The 15,185-nt window shown below is 67.4% G+C and carries 13 protein-coding genes; 7 read left to right on the top strand and 6 right to left on the bottom strand.

From position 1 onward, the window contains the following. Positions 1–64 precede the first annotated feature (64 nt). Complete coding sequence (locus tag SAOR_RS01465) at positions 65–304, bottom strand: hypothetical protein (RefSeq protein WP_123629886.1); 240 nt, start codon at positions 302–304, stop codon at positions 65–67. Between the two features lie 510 nt (positions 305–814). Between SAOR_RS01465 and SAOR_RS01460 the strand changes: the two genes are divergently transcribed. Continuing rightward, positions 815–1,531 carry a sulfotransferase family 2 domain-containing protein gene (locus SAOR_RS01460; protein WP_221179832.1) on the top strand — a complete coding sequence of 239 codons (717 nt, stop codon included), beginning with the start codon at positions 815–817 and terminating at the stop codon, positions 1,529–1,531. Positions 1,532–1,653: 122 nt separating this feature from the next. Here the strand turns inward: SAOR_RS01460 and SAOR_RS01455 are convergent, their stop codons facing one another. Together SAOR_RS01455 and SAOR_RS01450 are read right to left on the bottom strand one after the other, a co-directional pair. Continuing rightward, complete coding sequence (locus SAOR_RS01455) at positions 1,654–2,622, bottom strand: glycosyltransferase family 2 protein (RefSeq protein ID WP_185015504.1); 969 nt, start codon at positions 2,620–2,622, stop codon at positions 1,654–1,656. A 374-nt stretch (positions 2,623–2,996) separates the two neighbouring features. Continuing rightward, positions 2,997–3,677: a hypothetical protein gene (locus SAOR_RS01450; RefSeq protein ID WP_123629883.1), complete on the bottom strand. Its 681-nt coding sequence runs from the start codon at positions 3,675–3,677 to the stop codon at positions 2,997–2,999. A 555-nt stretch (positions 3,678–4,232) separates the two neighbouring features. On the opposite strand from SAOR_RS01450, the gene SAOR_RS01445 reads away from it, so the two are divergent. Both SAOR_RS01445 and SAOR_RS01440 read left to right on the top strand, forming a co-directional pair. Then, entirely contained in the window at positions 4,233–5,267 is a 1,035-nt protein-coding gene (locus SAOR_RS01445) for a hypothetical protein (RefSeq protein WP_123629882.1), read from the top strand. Between the two features lie 268 nt (positions 5,268–5,535). Continuing rightward, the gene (locus SAOR_RS01440; RefSeq protein ID WP_123629881.1) at positions 5,536–5,994 is read left to right on the top strand and encodes a hypothetical protein; all 459 of its coding nucleotides are present in this window, start codon (positions 5,536–5,538) and stop codon (positions 5,992–5,994) included. A gap of 428 nt (positions 5,995–6,422) precedes the next feature. Here the strand turns inward: SAOR_RS01440 and SAOR_RS01435 are convergent, their stop codons facing one another. Further along, entirely contained in the window at positions 6,423–8,234 is a 1,812-nt protein-coding gene (locus SAOR_RS01435; RefSeq protein WP_123629880.1) for a DEAD/DEAH box helicase, read from the bottom strand. 319 nt (positions 8,235–8,553) lie between these two features. On the opposite strand from SAOR_RS01435, the gene SAOR_RS01430 reads away from it, so the two are divergent. Then, positions 8,554–9,795 carry an MFS transporter gene (locus SAOR_RS01430; RefSeq protein WP_123629879.1) on the top strand — a complete coding sequence of 414 codons (1,242 nt, stop codon included), beginning with the start codon at positions 8,554–8,556 and terminating at the stop codon, positions 9,793–9,795. A gap of 345 nt (positions 9,796–10,140) precedes the next feature. Here the strand turns inward: SAOR_RS01430 and SAOR_RS01425 are convergent, their stop codons facing one another. Beyond that, on the bottom strand, positions 10,141–10,461 hold the full coding sequence (locus SAOR_RS01425; protein ID WP_123629878.1) for a hypothetical protein: 321 nt from the start codon (positions 10,459–10,461) through the stop codon (positions 10,141–10,143). 173 nt (positions 10,462–10,634) lie between these two features. Beyond that, on the bottom strand, positions 10,635–12,098 hold the full coding sequence (locus SAOR_RS01420; protein WP_123629877.1) for an MFS transporter: 1,464 nt from the start codon (positions 12,096–12,098) through the stop codon (positions 10,635–10,637). A gap of 318 nt (positions 12,099–12,416) precedes the next feature. Between SAOR_RS01420 and SAOR_RS01415 the strand changes: the two genes are divergently transcribed. The 3 genes from SAOR_RS01415 to SAOR_RS01405 all read left to right on the top strand — a co-directional run bounded on the left by SAOR_RS01415 (position 12,417) and on the right by SAOR_RS01405 (position 15,098). Further along, on the top strand, positions 12,417–12,620 hold the full coding sequence (locus SAOR_RS01415; protein ID WP_123592559.1) for a DUF2795 domain-containing protein: 204 nt from the start codon (positions 12,417–12,419) through the stop codon (positions 12,618–12,620). Between the two features lie 183 nt (positions 12,621–12,803). Continuing rightward, positions 12,804–13,391, top strand: coding sequence for an HD domain-containing protein (locus SAOR_RS01410; RefSeq protein ID WP_123629974.1), 588 nt, complete (start codon positions 12,804–12,806; stop codon positions 13,389–13,391). A 687-nt stretch (positions 13,392–14,078) separates the two neighbouring features. Continuing rightward, positions 14,079–15,098 (top strand): GGDEF domain-containing protein, encoded by a 1,020-nt coding sequence (locus SAOR_RS01405; protein WP_123629876.1) that lies wholly within the window; start codon positions 14,079–14,081, stop codon positions 15,096–15,098. The last annotated feature ends 87 nt before the right edge of the window (positions 15,099–15,185 follow it).

Below are 15,185 nucleotides of genomic sequence, written 5' to 3'. Positions count from 1 at the left end.
TGGCGCGCGATCGGGCGCCGACGCGAAACCGGCCGGCTGCGGACAGACGCGTCGACCGCGTGCTCTACGGGTTGTCGCCGGCTTCCGGCGTCTCGTCCTTGGCCTCGTCGTGCGTGACGGGCGATTGGCCCTTGTAACCTCCAGCTTCGTCCTTCTTGACCGGTGACTGGACGCGATAGCCTTCCTCGTGGGCGGCGTAACCGCCCGCTGCACCCGCGCCGGCGGCGGCGAGCACACAACCCTGCAACCCGAGACCGCTCGCGGCCACGACCACGAGCGCGACAAGAGCGGTGAGAACACGCATGAACGACCCCTCCAACGGATAATCGGAACATGAGTATGCGCCGATTTCGTGGGTCGTGGTTGAACGGCTCATCATCGGATCGGCGCCAGCACGAGGGTTGGGGTCAGCGCTCGATCGCTCCGCGTGCTGCCTTCGGCGCGAGAGCCAGAGCTGGAATCGCCACGAGCGCGGGCTTTTAGATCGACGTGTGCCGATACGTCGCGGCAACGCAGCCGGCTCGGGGAGCGCGTCGTGCGTCGGCGCCGGTCACGACGCCTTTCGAGCATTGGGGAGCGCTGTGACCTTAATGGGTTCCGATTGGGTGGCTTTCGCGCCCGCGCGGCGGGAATGCGCTAGCATTCGCCTGGCCCCGATCCCGGTACGCCGGCAGGGCCGATGATGTGCCAGCCCACCAGCGGCCGTCACGCCGCGGCGAGTCGCCGGATGGCGAGCTGCCGCTCATCCCGTTCCGGCGTGAGTACTTCGAAAATGAAAGAAAAGATGTTGGAGATGATCCCTCCAAGAGCGTACATGGAGCTCAAATGGTGGGATTACCGCATACGGAACCGCCGAAGTTATCGCACCATGCAGGCGCGGCGCGCTCGGGTCACGGATGCCGACTATTCATACAAGCCGTTCGACGACACGCGATCATTATTCATCCATATACCGAAATGCGCCGGCGTGTCGGTCTGCCGGGCACTGTACGGCAATCTGGCGGGCGGGCACACGACTCTCGACCAGTACCTCGAAGCCTTCGAGCCGCGGCTGATCGAGCGATACTTCAAGTTCACGATCGTGCGCAATCCATGGGATCGCCTGGTTTCGGCTTATTTCTTTCTGCAGGCGGGCGGCTTCGGGGATCGGGACGCGCAGTGGTTCGACCGCGAGCTGCGCGGCTATGCCGACTTCGACGACTTCGTGAAACGGTGGCTGAGCCCGGCCAACATCTGGAAGTGGCACCACTTCAAGCCGCAGCACCACTTCATGCGGGACAAGCGGCGAAAGATCGATCTCGACTTCATCGGCCTGTTCGAGAACCTCGCCGAGGATTTCGCCTATATCGCCCGCCGCGTGGGCGTGCCCGCGACCCTGCGCAGCACCAATCCGAGCCGTCATCGCGACTACCGGGACTACTATTCCGACGAGACCCGCGAGATCGTCGCGATGGTCTACGCCGAGGATATCGCGCTGCTCGGCTACGATTTCGATAACGCGAATCTGGCGGACCAGCTGGCCGCACGTTGAGCGAGCGTCGACCGGCCGGCACCGGCGTCCTAACCCCGGTGTGACGGCTAGCACTCCTGGTTCATGGTGTCACGGGCCGATCGGTTGCGAACGCTGCGTTGGTCGGGGCGCAACGCCCGACGTCATTCCGCTCGGGCGGTGGTCCGTTCCAGCGTCCTGATGTTCTCGCGGGCCTGGTACATCTGGCCCAGGCATTCGCAGAGCCGGAGCTGGCGGTCGAAGCGGTCCTCGCGCCGCAACAGACAGGCGGTGCCGTAGAGCCGGAGTTCCCGGGTCAGCATCTGCAGCCAGAGCCAGCGCGGGACCCCGAGAAACGTGCGGCCGGCCGTGAAATCGCCGTCGGCCAGGCGGCGTCGGAAGCTCGTCCGACCGTAGTCGAAGCGATGCCGCCGCCAGTGGTGCCGGGAAAGCCGGTCGGGATCCAGGTAGTGATGCTGGACGAGCGCCGGCACGTAGACGATGCGGTGACCGCCTCTGCGCATGCGGGCCTGGAGTTCGGTCTCCTCATCCGACAGCAGGGTGGTGCCGACACGCCCGAGGCGGACGTCGAATCCGCCCAGCGAGGCTAGCAGGGCCTTCGGGATGACCATGTTCCCGCCTCGCAGCACGTCATCGTGTTCGCTCAGCGCCCGCGTCTCCCCGCCCAGGTCGAACTGGCCGACGTGTTCGAGAAGCGGCGGCAGCCATTCGGGCAGCCCGGTCGCGTTGTAGTAGCGCAGGGGCCCGCCGATGCAGCCGGCGCCGGTTGCCGTGAACGCCGGTTCGATATGGGCGAGATAGCGCTCGTGGATCATTTGATCGTCATCCATGAACACGAGATAGAAGCCGGCGGCTTCTGCCGCGCCTCGGTTACGTGCATGGGACAGCCCCTGACGCGTCTCCAGGACGTAGCGCAGTGGAAACGGATAGGGCGCGGCTCGAATCTCGTCGACCACGGCCCGAGTGTCGTCGACGCTGTTGTTGTCGATCACCAGCACTTCGACCCGGTCGGCTTCGATATCCCGGGATGCGGCTACGCTCTGCAGCGCGCTGCGCAGCAGATCGGCCCGGTTGTAGGTGGGTATGACGACCGAGATGAGGATGTTTTCCATGCCACTAATTCCTAATGAAATCATGAACGCTGCAGCCCCCGGTGCGCATGGCGCGCGTAGAGCTTACCGCCATTGCGCGCGAGGCGCCGCAGTCGTCCGGTGCGGACTGGTGCCCGCCGAGGCGGTGCGCGTTCGAAAATCGTGATGGACGACCAGGGTTTCCCAATGTCGGGCACGTCCGTGCGATCCGCGCCGAAAACACGACCGAACGAGGCGAAGGCGCCTGCCTTCGCTCGCGGTCACAGCGGGTCCGGAAATGCGGATCGGGCGGGCGCTGCCGGTGCTGCGGATTCCCGGCTGCGTCGCTCGCGGCCGATCGACCGTGGCGCGAGCGCTCATTCACGAAATGGATGACGCCAGTGCATGTCGATGCATCACGTCCGCGCTGGTCTGGGCCCGCGAGCCCCGAATCGGAATGCGCCGAACATGGCGGAGACGGCCAGGGCGTACAGGCTCCAGATACCCGCGGTGGGAACGGTGACCGTCTCCGGCCGAGTCGACTCATCCAGTAGCCAGAATCCCGTCCCGCCGGTACACGCGGGATCGATGTTGCAGCCGTCCTCGAAAAAATCGCTGGCGACGTCGGTGACCGTCCACGACCGTCCGGCCCCATGCGAGCTGAAGCGATCGCCCGGCGTGGCAACGTCGAAACGACCGCTCAACGTCCCGTCGTCGTTGAATATCAGCGCCGCGACCAGCGCGTTCCCGAAGTTGCTGTCGTCGAAACCCGGCCGCGTCGGGTCGACGAAAACGGGAATCGGGCCGCTGGTCGCCGTCTCGTCGTTCGGCAGGGTGTAGTTGTAGTTCAGAATCAGTCCCGATTCCGACAGCGGGCTGTCCAGGCTGCCGTCGGGGTTGCCCGATACGGCGCGGGTGTCGAAATCGACAGCGCCCGCCCGGTAGTGGGCATCGTCCACCCGTAAAGTCCCGGCTACGGCCGAGACACGCGTCCCCGAAGTCGTGTTGTGCCAGTTATAGACTACCGTGGCGTGGGCGTTGGCGGAGGCCGCCAGACAGACCAGGGCACCGGCGATGATTCGATTTGTACAGTGCATCGTTCTGCCTGGGCGGTTGTGGCCGTGGTCACATCGCAACCAAGAAACGTGCCTGCGAATCATTCGTTTTTAAAACAAAAGGTTATGATCCTTGGGCGCGCTCTCTAGCGCGTTGTGTAAGGCACAGCGACACCACGGCAACGCGGCGCTGTCGCGGAATCTCGGGCTGGAAGTCCGACGCTCTCTGGCATCGGCGGGTCGTTTCGGACACGGGTGGCGAGGGTTATCGGTCGTTGCGCGCCAAGCCGGTTACGCCCTCGGTTCTCGTGATCCGGGACGTGCTCAATCGTGAGTTGCGATCCGACCGTCGATGTCCCGACCGATGCAATGGGCGGCGCGGTCCGGCCGGGTCGAGGCTGGCGATGTGACGGCGCTTTCGCGCCGGGCGTCGGTCGGGTTTGCAAAGTCGGGCGTCGAACGGCCCCATCGGCGCGGAAAGTTGACCGCGCTCGGCCCGTGGCGAACCGCGCGAGTTCGAGCCGATGGTGCGCGTCGCCGGGGTTTGTCATCGTGGGCTGATAATATCGCAGGCTCATCGATCGGAGCAGCCGAGCCATGACGGACACCGACCATTTCGCAGGCTCGAAAGCCGAGGCGTTGCTGGACGCTCATGTCGCCTGGGTGATCGCTCGTCTGCAGGGCGATGCGCTGCAGGCCGAGCTCGAGCGCCGTCTCGACTGGCTGCTGGCGGACGTCGCCCGGCTGCGGTTGGGCGAGGTCATCAGCGTCGAGTCGGTCCAGCGTACCGCCGTCGACTACGCCGCCGACATGAAGGTGGGCGGGGCGATCCCGGCGCTCGTGGGCGATATCGCGGTGGCGATCCACGAACACCCCGTGCACGAACAGACCACGCTGGTGGAGCTGCTGCCCGACCGCGAGTTCGAGGAACTGCTCGACAAGCTGCTGGAGATGCAGCGACTGCGCGACGAGGTCATCCACCAGTCCGTGTCCAATCCGGTCTTCTCGGATCTGGTCGCCCAGCTGTTGTATTCCGGCCTCCGTGGTTACGTGGCCGAGAGCAAGCTGCGTGCCGCACGGGTGCCCGGCGCCCGCACGGCGATGAGGATCGGCCGCGCCGTCGCCGATCGCGCCCCGCCGCGGATCGGCGAGGCGCTCGAGCGCGGCATCCGGCGCTACGTCGAGCGCAATACCGAAGCCGGGATGCGCGCCAGTGAAGCCTGGCTGCACGACGCCTTCGAGTCGGACGAACTGCGCCGGGCCGTGCTCGATTTCTGGGACGATCACAAGCACCGCTCCGTCGCCTCCGTGCGCGATCTCGCCGGTCAGCTGGATGTCCAGGAGCTGTTCGTCATCGGCTATGAATACTGGCAGCGCCTGCGCCGCACACCGATCTACCGCCGGCTGATCGAAAGCGGTGTCGAGGTCTTCTTCGAGACCTACAGGGACGCGACCCTCACCGAGCTGCTCGACGATATCGGCGTCACCCGCGACATGATGGTGCGCGACGGCATGCGGTTCCTGCCGCAGGTCGTCGATGCACTCCGCGAACGGGGCATGCTGGCGCCGGCCATTCGTCGCCAGCTCGAGGACTTCTATCGCTCCGATGCGGTCGCCGAGATCCTGCGGTGAGATTCGGCGGGCCCACCCGGCGGCATCCCTTGCGCCGTGTGGCGGCGGCGATCGCGGGCAGAGCGTGCCGGCGGGGCCGCCCGCTTCGTTTCCTTGGCTACAGGCGCGCCGTCTTCGTGTCGGCCGAACCCCAGTCGTGCGTCGTCGCCGGGCACGCCGAGGCCGCGATCACCCTGCACGAACGGCGCGGGCTGCTGGAAATCTGCGCCCATTACCCCTAGCGTGCGTGTCATTCCATGCATCGCCTCACCGCACGGCCCCGAGACCCATGAGCGAAGACGACCTGATCGAAGCCAGCCCCTGCAAACTCCGTAACGGCAACTGGGGCTGCCGGACCACCGATCCCGTCGAGATCGGCGACACGGTGCGCATCGTCACGCGTGCGAACAAGCAGTGGCGCGCCCGGATCACACAGATCGTGTGGACGGGCGATCAGGTCTGGCTCTGCGAAACCGAGAGCGAGAACGCCGGCAAGCCGGGCAAGGCGCAGTCGTCATCGACCGGTTCGGCGGCGGGCAGCAGCAGTGCCCCAGCCTCCGGCCCATCGACGGGCCCGTCAACGGCGGCGAGCGCGCCCGATTCCGCGCCGCCGCGCACCGAGGAAGCCCCCAGCGACGATCTCGACGCCATGGCCGACGCCGCCGCCGAGCGCGACGACGCGTTCGACGACCTCATGAGCGCCGTGCACGAGTTCGAACGGGACGAGGGCGGCTCGAAAAACGGCTGATTCCGGCCGGTATCGTACGCAGGGCGCGCACCGAGGACCCGGCGCCTTGCGGTACGAGACCAACGCCGAACGATGGCGTCGGAGCAGACCCAGGGCTGCTACGGATTTCGCCCGACGAGTACTAGGCGCCCGGCAGCCGTGGCGATCATTGGAATCCGCGTCGCGGATGGCTGGTCGCGCCTACCAGCGGCATATCCGCAATCAGCGCTTTCACCTGCGTCGAAACCGGTCTCACAAGGCGATCGCGACGGCGATGCGCGCTGTCCCAAGCCGGGGCAGGGGCGGGTTAAGTCGCGCCCTCGCAGCGGCGCGTGGCGATGAGGGCGCACGATGCCGCGGCGAGCTGCGCGAAGCTTTCACGCGGGCGGTGCGCGACCGGATCGCGGCCTACCGGCGCCCGGCCGGGTGCGCCGCACCCGCGCGGCCGTTCATGGCGCGTTTCGTTTCGGCTTGCCTTTGCTCTTTGTCTGAGCCTTCTTTTTCTTGGCCGATTTCTTGTGCCGCGGCTTGTCCTTGGCCGCAGCCGGCTTGCCACGCGGGCCGGGCGCCGGCGCACCGAAGCTGTTCTTGACGCGGCTGATCGCGAGCTGGCGGTTGGCCACCCAGACCGTCTTCAGATGGGCGAAGATCTCCTCCGGCATGCCCTTGGGCAGATCGACCAGGCTGAAATCGTCGTTGATCGCGATCCGGCCGATGTCCTTGCTGTCCATGCCGGCCTCGTTGGCGAGCGCACCCACGATGTTGCGCGGCTCCACCCCGTGCTGCCGGCCGACCTCGATGCGGTAAGTCTCCATGCTCATCGCGCCGGTCGCCGATTTCTTCTTGCGGTCCGGCTTGTCGTCGCCGTCGGCCGTTTCGTGGAATGCCTGCCCGGCAGACTTGTCGACCGGCGCGGCGTCCAGCGTGATCGGTTCACCGCCCTGGGCGAGGCGGGCCAGGGCAGCGGCCAGCAGGGTCGGCTCGACGTTGTGTTCGGCGCGATACGTCTCCACCAGATCCGTGAACTGCTCGAGACCGCCGGCTTCCAGGGTGTCGGTAATGCGCTGCTTGAAGCGTTCAACGCGCTGCGCGTTCACGTCGGCCATGCTCGGCACGTCCATCGGTTCGATCGCCTGGCGCGTGGCGCGCTCGATGTTCTTGAACAGGCGCTTCTCGCGCATGGTCACGAACAGGATCGCGTCGCCCTGGCGGCCGGCGCGCCCGGTCCGGCCGATGCGATGCACGTAGGACTCGGTATCGTGCGGGATATCGAAATTGATCACGTGGCTGATGCGCTCCACGTCCAGCCCCCGGGCAGCGACGTCGGTGGCCACGATGATGTCGAGCTGGCCGTTCTTGAGCTGGGCGATCGTGCGCTCGCGCTGGGCCTGGACGATATCGCCGTTCAACGAGGCGCAGGCATAGCCGCGCGCCGAGATCTTCTCGGCCAGCTCGTCGGTGGCCTTCTTGGTGCGGGCGAAGACCAGCATCGCGTCGAAGGGCTCGGCCTCGAGCAAGCGGGTCAACGCCTCGAGCTTGCTGATGCCACCGCCCACGATCCAGTAGCGCTGGCGGATGTTGTCGGCCGTGGTCGTGCGGGTCTCGATGGTGACTTCCTGCGGATCCCGCAGGTGGGTCTTGGCGATCCGGCGGATGGCGCCCGGCATCGTCGCCGAGAACAAGGCGACCTGCCGTTCGGGCGGCGTGTTCTCGAACACCCACTCGACGTCGTCGATGAAGCCCATGCGCAGCATTTCGTCGGCTTCGTCCAGCACCAGCCACTCGAGGCTGTCCAGCTTGAGCGTGCCGCGCTTGAGGTGATCGATCACCCGGCCCGGCGTGCCCACCACCACATCCACACCGCGCTTGAGCGCGGCCAGCTGCGGCCCGTAGCCCTGTCCGCCGTAGATCGGCAGCACGTGGAAGCCCGGCATGTGCGAGGCATAGCGCTGGAAGGCCTCGGCCACCTGGATGGCCAGCTCGCGCGTGGGCGCCAGCACCAGCGCGCGGGGCTCCTTGCCGGCATCCTTGCCGAAGCGCATGGTCGACAGGATCGGCAGCGCGAACGCGGCCGTCTTGCCCGTGCCGGTCTGGGCCTGGCCGAGCACGTCGCGCCCGGCCAGCAGCGGGCCGATCGTGGCTTCCTGAATCGGCGAGGGGGTTTCATAACCGACGTCGGTCAACGCCGTCATGACGGCGTCGGACAGACCCATCGCCGCGAACGGCGTCCGGTCGTTTTCGGGGGTATTCGGGGAGGACATTCAATGCCTGTGGAATCGGGCGCCGTGTCGCGCCGGGAACAGCCGCGCCAAGGCGGCGCTGAACTGCATAGTTTAACCGCTGCGTTGAGTTGGTGTGCGGTAGCGCGTGGCTCGAGCAACGCTCAATTGCAGGGGCGTGCACGAAAGCTGAGCCGGGGGGCGTCGAGCGCGTATCCTGGTTCGGCGTACGGGCCGGTCCGGGCCATTGTCTTGCGCACCGTGATTGGTGTGCCAATACTGCCGCTGCGCGGCTAACAGGAACAACAATGTCTGCTGCAGTCACGGTCGCGGGCGCGCCGCTTTCCGGTCGGCCGAATTGATGCCATCGCCGCGACCGTCGTCGGTACTGATGATCGCCAGCGGGATGCTGGTGACGCTCGTGACCGTCGCGCTCGCGCGCCTGTCGTTCGGGCTGATCCTGCCGCCGATGCGCGAGTCGCTGGGCCTGAGTTACGAGCAGGCGGGCAATCTCGGCACGGCCACCGCACTAGGCTATCTGTCGCTGGTGATGGTCGCGGGCGCACTGGCCTCCCGGCATGGTGGCCGGGTCTCCGTGCTGCTCGGGCTGGCGTGCGTGATCGCGGGCTTCACCGGTTTGAGCCAGGCCAGCGCCTACGGCCCGCTGGTCGCACTGATGGCATTGCTGGGCATCGGGACCGCGTTCGCCTATACACCGCTGATCTCGCTCATCGCCACCTGGTTCCCGCAGCGGCGCGGGCTGGCCATCGGCCTGCTCAACAGCGGCGTGGGCACGGGCATGATGAGTGCGGGTTGGCTGGTGCCGTATCTCAGCCAGGCGTACGGCGACGAGGGCTGGCGATGGGTCTGGGCCCTGTTCGCCGCGGTGGGTGTGCTCGCGTTCGTCGGCGCCGCGCTGTTTCTGCACGATCCGCCGCGACCGGAAGGCACAGACACCGCCCGCAGCCCCACGGCCGCGGATCGCCGGGCGCGGCGCCGGGCCGTGTTCCGCAATCCCTACGTGGTGACCGTGGCGCTCGTCTACGGCATCGTCGGCATGACCTATATCGTGCAGGCCATATTCATGTTCAGCTTTGCACTCGATGCCGGAGTGGACGCGACGACGGCCGGCAGGATCGCCTCCCTCATGGGGTTTCTGGGCATCGTATGCGGTCCGGTCTGGGGCACTGTGTCAGACCGGCTCGGCCGCGGTCGGAGCCTCGTGCTGGCCATGGGTCTGGCGTTCGTGAGCACGGCCATTCCCGTGCTGTCGCCGACCCTGGCGGGTTTCAGCGCCCACTACGTGATTCTCGGCGTCTGTGTCACCGGTATGTTCACTTCCGCCCTCGCGGCGTCGACGGAGCGCGTGTCGCCGCACGAAGCGCCGCTGGCCGTCAGCTACGTGACCGTGTTCTTCGCGGCCGGCCAGCTGCTGGGACCGGCAGCCGCCGGCTGGCTGATCGGCTGGACCGGCGGTTTTCGGACCACCTTCGGCCTGAGTGCGGTCTTCATATTGATCGGTGTAGTGCTGAGCTGGCGGCTGACGCGAGCCCTGCGGCCGCCCGAGCGGGCGTCGGCGGCCGAGCCGCACCCCTGTTCATGATGGCGAATGAAATCCGGGCTATGAACAGCATCCCGATCGTGTATCGAGTGGCGCAGCGCGCCGGAACCGACACGCCGACCAACGCAGCCACAGCCCCGTGTCGTAGCCGCAGGTCGCCGGCAGGCCATCCGATCCCCGCGAACGATGAATACTGCGACCGGCAGCAGCTTTTATCCCGTACACCGTCGTCTGGTTGAACAACGCGAGGAACTTGGGCGCGGCCAGCCGACGGCGCACCGATCGCACCCAGCGATATCAGTGCGGCGATGGCGGCAATCTCCCAGCCCTCAGCCGCCGGGCACATGACGGTGACGACCGGCAGAATCACCATCAGCCCTTTCGGGTTCAAGAGCTGCAGCAGATAACCGCGATCCAGGTGAAGATCCGGCCGCCACCGGCCTCGGTCTCCAGCCGTGGATCGGCCTGGAACAGGCGCCAGGCGATATAGGCTGCACCGACGCCCGCCAGCCACGGCATCAGCCGGTCGTGCACGAAGAAACTGCCGGCCAGCCTTCGCAGTGCGAAACCCGTGAACATCGCCAGCCCGACGCCAAGGCAGTACTCGGCGACACGCCAATCTGGGCCGTGCAGACCCGCCTTCAGCGCCAGCAGATTCACCGGGCCCGGCGAATACAGGACAGAGAAAGCATAGATGGCGATCTCCAATGGACGGCCGTGCGATAGGGCCCTGGCGGCATATCGTGCGTTGATCCATTCGGGGGGCGTCTTGAACGATCCTGCAGGCCGACGCAGGGGCACCGCGCCATCTGCGATCCTACGGGACAAGCAGGCCCACGAGCGACGGTACGCGCGTGGATCGGCGGCAAACGCGGGCCGGGTTATTCCCTGCCCCGGGCCGCGTCACTCGACACCGAGTCGGCACGGCCGAGACCGGCCAGCAGCACGAGCGCCAGAAGCACCGCCACGCAGGCCACCAGATACGCGTCCGAAAACGCGGCCGTGGCCTTGCCTCCGGCATACAGCGGGTTGAACGCCGCATCGCCGAGGCGCTGGCGCGCCGAGAGCACCGTGCCGAACACGGCAGCGCCCGTGCCCGCGCCCATGAAGAAGAACAGCTGATAGATGCCGAAGCCCACACCTGCGATCTCGGCCGACAGGGCCTTCGACGCCGCATTGGCCGCGGGCGACGTCACGCCCGCGTAGCCGGTGCTGGCGATCACCAGCGCCACCGCCACCAGCCAGGGCGCCGCACCGACCGCGAACGACGACATGAACAGCAGTCCGGTCAGCAGACACGACAGGCTGATGCCGAGTACCGCCCGCGGCCCGAACTTGTCCGACAGCCGCCCGATCGTCGGTGCGAGCAGGGCCACGGCGAAGGCGCCGGGCGCGATCACCAGGCCGGTCTGGAACGCCGACAGCCCCAGCTCGTTGATCAGCAGCAGCGGCGTCAGGAACAGCCCGCCGCCGATGAACGCCCCCTGCGACAACAGCGCGATGCCCGAGGCCGAGAGAAACTGGCGATTGGCGAACAGCGCCGGCGGCACGAACGGATACGCCGCGGTGCGGATGCGCAGGGCGAACCCGGCCAGCATCGCCGCCGCAAGGATCAATGTGCCCCAGGCGCGCGGCGCGGCCAGCCCGACGTGGTTCGCCGCGGTCACGCCGTAGAGCAGGGCGGCCGCGCCCAGCGCGAGCATCAGCCCGCCCGGCAGATCCAGCCGCACGAAGCGATGCGGTTGAGGTTCGCGCTGCGCGTTCAAGTCCGGCAGGAAACGCCAGGCCGCGATGAACAGAATGCCGATCACTGCCAGCGTGCCGTAGAACAGCACGCGCCAGCCGAACGCGCTCACGCCCAGGCCGCCGACCAGCGGTCCGGCCGCTGCACCGAGCCCGACGGCCGAAGACAGCGTGCCGAACACCACGCCGCGGCGACCGGGCGGGAACAGCCGCGCGACAGAGCCGAACGCCAGCGACGGAATGGCGGCGGCGCCGGCCGCCTGGATCGCACGCCCGGCCACGAGATAGCTGAACGTCGGCGCCAGTGCGCAGGTCAGCGAGCCGGCGCCGAAGATCACGAGGGCGGCGAGAAAGGTGCCGCGAAAACTGTAGCTGTCCGACACCCGCCCATACAGTGCCACGCCCGTCGCGAACACGATCGAGAACGCCGTGATCACCCAGCCGGCCAGGCTGGGCGAAACCTCGAGATGGCGGCTGATGGTCGGGATCGCCACGTTGACCATGCTGTTGTTCAACACGCTCGTGAAGGCGGCCAGCACCATCACGAGCAGCAGCGGATTGGTCAGCGGCGAGGCCGATGCCGTGTCGGAGAACCGGTTCATCGAATGCGTCGAATGCGGGGACGGCGATCACTGTGCCACGCGGCCACCGCGGCGGCGAGACGTTGCGCGGTTCGGCCGTTCGGTCCGGCTCGACGGGCGCGCGAGCTGGCGGATCGTCAAGGCCGAGGGAGGGCCCGCGACCGCCGGTCGTGGCCTCGCGCCGCCGACCGGCTCCCGTCGGGCCCGGCGTTGGCGATTTGAAGGCTTGGCCCAACGGCAACAACAGACGTTCATGGCCGCCGGTAAACCGGGGATTTACCGGATGTCCGATCGAGCGGTCGGCTGGCACGGTGGCGTTTTGTTCAACCGGAGCATTTCATGGCCCGTCCCGACCACGCGAGCGCATCGGAGATCCAGACCTATCTCACCGGGATCGACTATCCCGCCTCGAAGCAACAGCTGGCGGACCACGCCGAACGGCAGGGTGCGCCGCTGGGCGTGCGTACGGTGCTCGACGCGTTGCCGGACGACGAATACAGCGGTCCGGCCGCCGTCAGCCGGGCGGTCGGCGCGGTCGAGTGATCGGCTGCGCGTCGTAGCGGCGTCGGCTCGATGGCCCGACCGGCCGGCCGGGCTGTCGACATGACGGCAGCGGCGGCCGGCGGGCGCATCGGTTGCCCGGGCGTGTAAACGCGGGTCGCGCGGCCCCGTCGCGAGGCTTGTGCGCTAACCTTGCGCCGCTCGTTCTCCAGAACCGGTCACGTCATGTCGGAAGCCCGTATCGCCGAACAGCTCGGTTTTCTTGCGGAAATCGACGCACTGAAATCCGTCGTGCGCCAGTCCCCGCTCGCCGACCGCAGCCGGCGCGAGAACTCGGCCGAACACTCCTGGCACCTGGCCATGTTCGCGCTGGTGTTGTCGGACGACGAAGCGGTGGATACCGCCCACGTCATCAAGCTCCTGCTGGTGCACGACATCGTCGAAATCGACGCCGGCGACGCCCCGATCCACGGCAACCACGACAGTCAGGCGGTCGAAGCGCGGGAAAACGCCGCGGCAGAGCGATTGTTCGGCCTGCTCCCCGACGATCAGGCGGCGACGTTCGCCGGCCTGTGGCGGGAATTCGAGGCGGCGGAAACGCCGGAAGCCCGTTTCGCGAAGACGCTCGACCGTCTGCAGCCGCTGCTGCTCAACACGCTCACGGACGGCGGGACATGGACCGAAAATCGGGTCACCGAGCGGGAGGTGCATGAACGCTACGGCCCGACGATCGAGCGCGGCTCCCCCGCCTTGTGGCGCCACGCAAAAGCCCTGGTGCGGCGCCATTTCGCCGATAGTGGCGCGCAGCGATAGGCGGCACGGCCAACGACGCCTAGTTAGAGCCCCCTCTGTCCGCCGCCGCCTGTTCGATAAAAAGTCGGGTCGTCATCCCGCGCCCGGTATGGCTTGGCGCCGGATCGAGCCGGCGCGATGCCGCCGGATTTGGCCGGACGCATGCCGCCCGGCTCCGACATGTCGGCCTGCCCCGGGTAGCGCCGCGATGCGGTGCGCCGTCGTCCGAGGCACGCGGGTCGACTGATCGCATCGACGAGGCCAGCATGCACGTGACGTCGCACTCGATTGACGAGCCGCCCGGCGGCGCGCTGATACGCCTCACGTCGATCATCAAATGCGGCCTCCATTCCGGCCCGACGGCTGGGTCCGCGGCGTGGCCGACGGCATCCGGGTCGGGGTGGCAGACGTTCGCGGGGACACGCTGAAAACAGCGCGAGTGGCTGCATGAGGGGCGGCCGGAAGGGCGCCATCCGCTGTCGGGAGAGCCGTGTCCGGCGCGGCCCCGTTTCCCGGGTTGGCCCGACCGCCGCGTAGCGCCGGATAGACGAGACGTTCGCGAACGCGGATGCCCCAAAACCGCTCTTGTCGGCCGCGCATGACCTGTCGCGAGTGGCCGGCGGCGCTGCGTTCATTCATGGCCGGCGGGCGCGGCCGATACAAATGTATCAGCCCGGCATGCGGCCTCGGCAGAGAACAGGGGGATGAATGAACCGCGCTTCACCGGACCAGGGCATGCCCCTGTCGCACCAGCATCGACGCCAGCTTCTGCGTCTGCTGTTGGCCTTCACGGCTTTCTTCGGCGCGATCTTCGTCGTCGTCAACTTCTTCGCCGAGCGTTACTGGCTGATGACGATCGAGGCTGCGTTGGTTCTGCTGGTGCTGTTGATGCTGCCCATCGTGCAGGGCACCTACCATCTTCGGCGCTGGTGTCTGTTCTATCTCGTATCGCTCTATGCGGCCACGATCTATGCGCTGGCCTCGCCGACGACCTCGATCACCGTATTCAGCTGGGTCATGGTCATGCCGATCACTGCCCACCTCCTGCTCGGTCGCCGGTGGGGCGGTCTGTTCTCCGCGTTCTATCTCGCGGTGGCCGGCGGACTGTTTCTCTGGCGTTTCGGCACCGCTCTGGTCGTGAGCTCGCCGGGTGCCACCGCCAACGTGCTGGCCGTGACCGCCTGGGGCTATATGTTCTCGCACTTCTACGAGGCCCGGCGCGAGAGCGCCGAACGCGAGCTCTCGCAGCAGGCGCTCACCGATCCCCTGACCGGCCTGCCCAACCGCGCCCAGCTCGAGCAGGCCTTCCAGCGTGCGGCAGGCGAAGGCGCGTTGCCGCTGTCGCTGCTGATGCTCGATCTCGACTACTTCAAACGCATCAACGACGCGCACGGCCACGCGACCGGCGACGCGGTGCTGCGGCGGATCGCCGAGACCCTGCGCGAGCAGACCCGCCAGCAGGACGTCGCCTGTCGCCTGGGCGGCGAGGAATTCTGCGTGCTGTTACCCCGCACCGATGTCAGCCAGGCGCGTCATCTCGCCGAGCGCCTGCGGGCCGTGATCGAAGCCCTGCGCTGTCACCACAACGACGCCGTCCTCGCGCTCACGGCCAGCATCGGTGTGGCCTGCACCACCACGCCGGGCGAACAGCTCGATCCCATGCTGCACATCGCCGATAAAAAGCTCTACGAGGCGAAGTTCGGCGGTCGCAACCGCGTGGTGTATTAGACGAGCATCTACAACGCCTGATCTGGCTGCAGGCTGCCGTGGGCAATGGCGGCTGCGACGGCGCCTGCACCGTTGCGATGGTGGCCG

The organism is Salinisphaera orenii subsp. orenii MK-B5 (assembly GCF_003788635.1).
GTDB classification, from domain to species: domain Bacteria; phylum Pseudomonadota; class Gammaproteobacteria; order Nevskiales; family Salinisphaeraceae; genus Salinisphaera; species Salinisphaera orenii.
This window is presented reverse-complemented; position numbering and strand designations above follow the sequence as displayed.